A 3,327-nucleotide genomic window follows, 5' to 3' on the forward strand; every position below is an offset into this window, starting at 1 on the left:
GAGCCCTTCCGCCGCGACGCGATGAAAAAGCCGGTCGCGGTTGCCGGGATCGACCCGGCCGATATGCGCCCTCAGCAGGTCTGATAGGAAACCGGGCGGGAGCCGATGACAAAAACACCGATTGATCTGTTGCTGTCAAAGGCACCGCCCGACCGTCCGACCGTTTCGTTAAGCGAAGGCAGTGATCCCCGCGTTGTCGCGGGGGCGCTTGCCGCCAGAAATGCCGAGATCGCCGATGTGATCCTTGTCGGCAAGGCCGACGCCGTCACCGCCGAGTTGCAGGCCCAGGGCGCGCGTGCAGGCGACGGGATATCCATCCACGATCCGGCCACCTCGCCGCTGACTGACGAACTTGCCGAGGCCTTTCATACGCTGCGCCGCCACAAGGGCGTCGATGCCGATGCCGCCCGCAAGGCGGTTGAAACCCCGCTTGTCTATGCCGCCATGCTGGTGCGCGAAGGCCATGCCGTCGGCACCGTCGGTGGCGCTGTTGCCACCACATCGGACGTGGTGCGCACCGCCCTTCAGGTGATCGGAAAGGCGCCTGACACCAGCCTGGTTTCAAGCTTTTTCCTGATGTTCCCGCCGCAAGACGCCGGGGCCGATGCCCGCGCAATGGTCTATTCGGACTGTGGTCTGGTGATTGATCCCTCGGCGGATGAACTGGCGGCCATTGCCACCGCGTCTGCCGCGTCCTGCCGCGCATTGTTGCAGCAAGACCCAAAAATCGCCCTGCTGTCGTTTTCCTCCAAGGGCAGCGCCCGGCACGAGAAGGTGACCAAGGTGACCAACGCCCTTGACCGCCTCAGGGCCGATCACCCCGATCTTATGGTCGATGGCGAGTTGCAATTCGATGCCGCCTTCGTGCCTGCCGTCGGGGCCAGCAAGGCGCCCGGATCGCAGGTCGCCGGTCAGGCCAATGTGATGGTCTTCCCCAACCTCGATGCGGGCAATATCGCCTATAAGATTACCCAGCGTCTTGGCGGCTATACCGCCATCGGCCCGATCCTTCAGGGGCTGGCCAAACCGGCCAATGACCTGTCGCGCGGCTGCGTCGCCGGTGACGTGACCCAGATGATCGCCGTAACGGTACTCCAATCCACGCCCACGCCAGGTTGACGGAATATTATGGGGCGAATTTCGGTTTTTCCGGGACATATGTTCGGAAAAACCAAACAAATGAGAAAACGGTCGCGACGGCGCAGAATCTGCCCTAGCGTGAACGCCGCAAGAACAGGGATTTCGTGATGACCTATCACCAGCCGAAAATTGATACCTCACCAAAAGTGTCGGACGAGATCCGCAAGACCACCTGTTACATGTGCGCCTGTCGCTGCGGGATCAATGTGCACCTCAAGGGCGGCAAAGTCGCCTATATCGAGGGCAACCGCGACCATCCGGTGAACAGGGGCGTGCTCTGTGCCAAGGGCTCTGCCGGGATCATGCAGGTCAACGCCCCCTCTCGCCTGCGCGCGCCTCTCAAACGCGTAGGTCCGCGCGGCTCTGGCGAATACGAGGAAATAAGCTGGGACGAGGCGCTTGAGATCGCGACCGGCTGGCTTGCCCCGATCCGCGAAAAGCACCCGGAAAAACTTGCGTTCTTCACAGGCCGCGATCAAAGCCAGAGCTTCACAAGCCTCTGGGCGCAAAGCTTTGGCACACCCAACTATGCCGCGCATGGCGGGTTCTGCTCGGTCAACATGGCCGCGGCGGGCATCTACACCATGGGCGGCGCATTCTGGGAATTCGGTCAGCCCGACTGGGATCACACCAAGCTTTTCATGATTTTCGGCGTGGCCGAGGATCACGACAGCAACCCGATCAAGATGGGCATCGGCAAGATCAAGGCACGCGGCGCCAAGGTCATCGGCGTCAACCCGATCCGCTCTGGCTATAACGCCGTTGCCGATGACTGGGTCGGGATCACACCGGGCACCGACGGGCTTTTCATCCTGTCGCTGGTGCATGTGCTGATCAGTGCAGGCAAGATCGACCTTGATTACCTGTCGCGCTTTACCAACGCGCCTGTCCTTCTGAACGGGGATGAAACATCACCCGAGTTCGGCCTGTTTTTGCGCGACGACGACGGCAAGCCGCTGGTGATTGACCGCAACACCGGCAAGCTGGCGGCGTTTGACACGCCCGGCATCCGCCCCGACCTGCATGCCACGCACCGCGCGGCGGGCATCACCCATCGCCCGGTCATGCACCACATGGCCGAGCGTTACCTTGACCCGCAATACGCCCCCGAGGCCGTCGCCGAACGTTGTGGCATCACGCCCGAGAAAATCCACCGCATCGCCGCCGAGATCGCCCGCGTCGCCTTTGACGAGGCGATCACGCTTGACCATGAATGGACCGATTTCCGCGGTGAAAAGCACGCGACCATGACAGGCCGCCCGGTCAGCTTTCACGCCATGCGCGGCATCTCGGCCCACTCGAACGGGTTTCAGACCTGTCGCGCGCTGCATGTGCTGCAAATCCTTCTGGGCACGGTCGAGGTCCCCGGCGGTTTCCGCTTCAAACCGCCCTATCCCAAACCGGTCAGCGCCCACCCCAAACCGCATTGCAAGGTCACGCCGGGCGCCCCCCTTGACGGGCCGCATCTTGGCTATGCCCAAGGGCCGGAAGACCTCTGCCTTGCAGAGGACGGAAGTGCCGCACGCATCGACAAGGCCTATACCTGGGAAAACCCGATGTCGGCGCATGGCCTCATGCATATGGTGATTTCCAACGCCCATGCCGGCGATCCCTACAAGATCGACACGCTGTTCATGTATATGGCCAATATGTCGTGGAACTCGTCGATGAATACGGGCGGCGTGATCAAGATGCTGACCGATACCGACGAGAGCGGTGATTACGTGATCCCGCGCATCATCTATTCGGATGCGTATAGTTCGGAAATGGTCGCCTATGCCGACCTGATTTTGCCCGACACCACCTATCTCGAACGTCACGACTGTATTTCCCTGCTGGATCGTCCGATCTGCGAGGCCGACGCCGCCGCCGACGCCATCCGCTGGCCGGTGATCGAACCAGACCGCGACGTGCGCGGGTTTCAATCTGTGCTTTGTGATCTCGGCGCGCGGCTTGGCCTGCCAGCATTCACGAATGCCGACGGCGGCCAGAAGTACGCCGATTACGCCGATTACATCACCAGCCACGAACGCCGTCCCGGTATCGGCCCGCTTGCCGGCTTTCGCGGCGCTGCCGGGGATGAGGCCGGTCGCGGCGCGCCCAACCCGGAACAGCTGGATCGCTATATCGAAAACGGCGGCTTTTTCGTCAATCACATCCCCGAGGGGGCGAATTACTACAAACCCT

General features: G+C 61.9%; 2 protein-coding genes. Both read left to right on the plus strand.

Annotated elements, in window-relative coordinates; all coding sequences use genetic code 11:
• Positions 1–105: 105 nt before the first annotated feature.
• Complete coding sequence (gene pta, locus QZ522_RS18630) at positions 106–1,119, plus strand: phosphate acetyltransferase (RefSeq protein ID WP_294615117.1); 1,014 nt, start codon at positions 106–108, stop codon at positions 1,117–1,119.
• Between the two features lie 128 nt (positions 1,120–1,247).
• A partial coding sequence (locus QZ522_RS18635) for a molybdopterin-dependent oxidoreductase (protein ID WP_294615120.1) occupies positions 1,248–3,327 on the plus strand: 2,080 nt, incomplete at its 3' end.

The sequence above is a fragment of the uncultured Roseovarius sp. genome (genome assembly GCF_913054395.1).
Taxonomy (GTDB): Bacteria; Pseudomonadota; Alphaproteobacteria; order Rhodobacterales; family Rhodobacteraceae; genus Roseovarius.

Coding starts and splice junctions, on each gene's coding strand:
- pta (WP_294615117.1), top strand. CDS start 106: ATGACAAAAACACCGATTGATCTGTTGCTGTCAAAGGCACCGCCCGAC.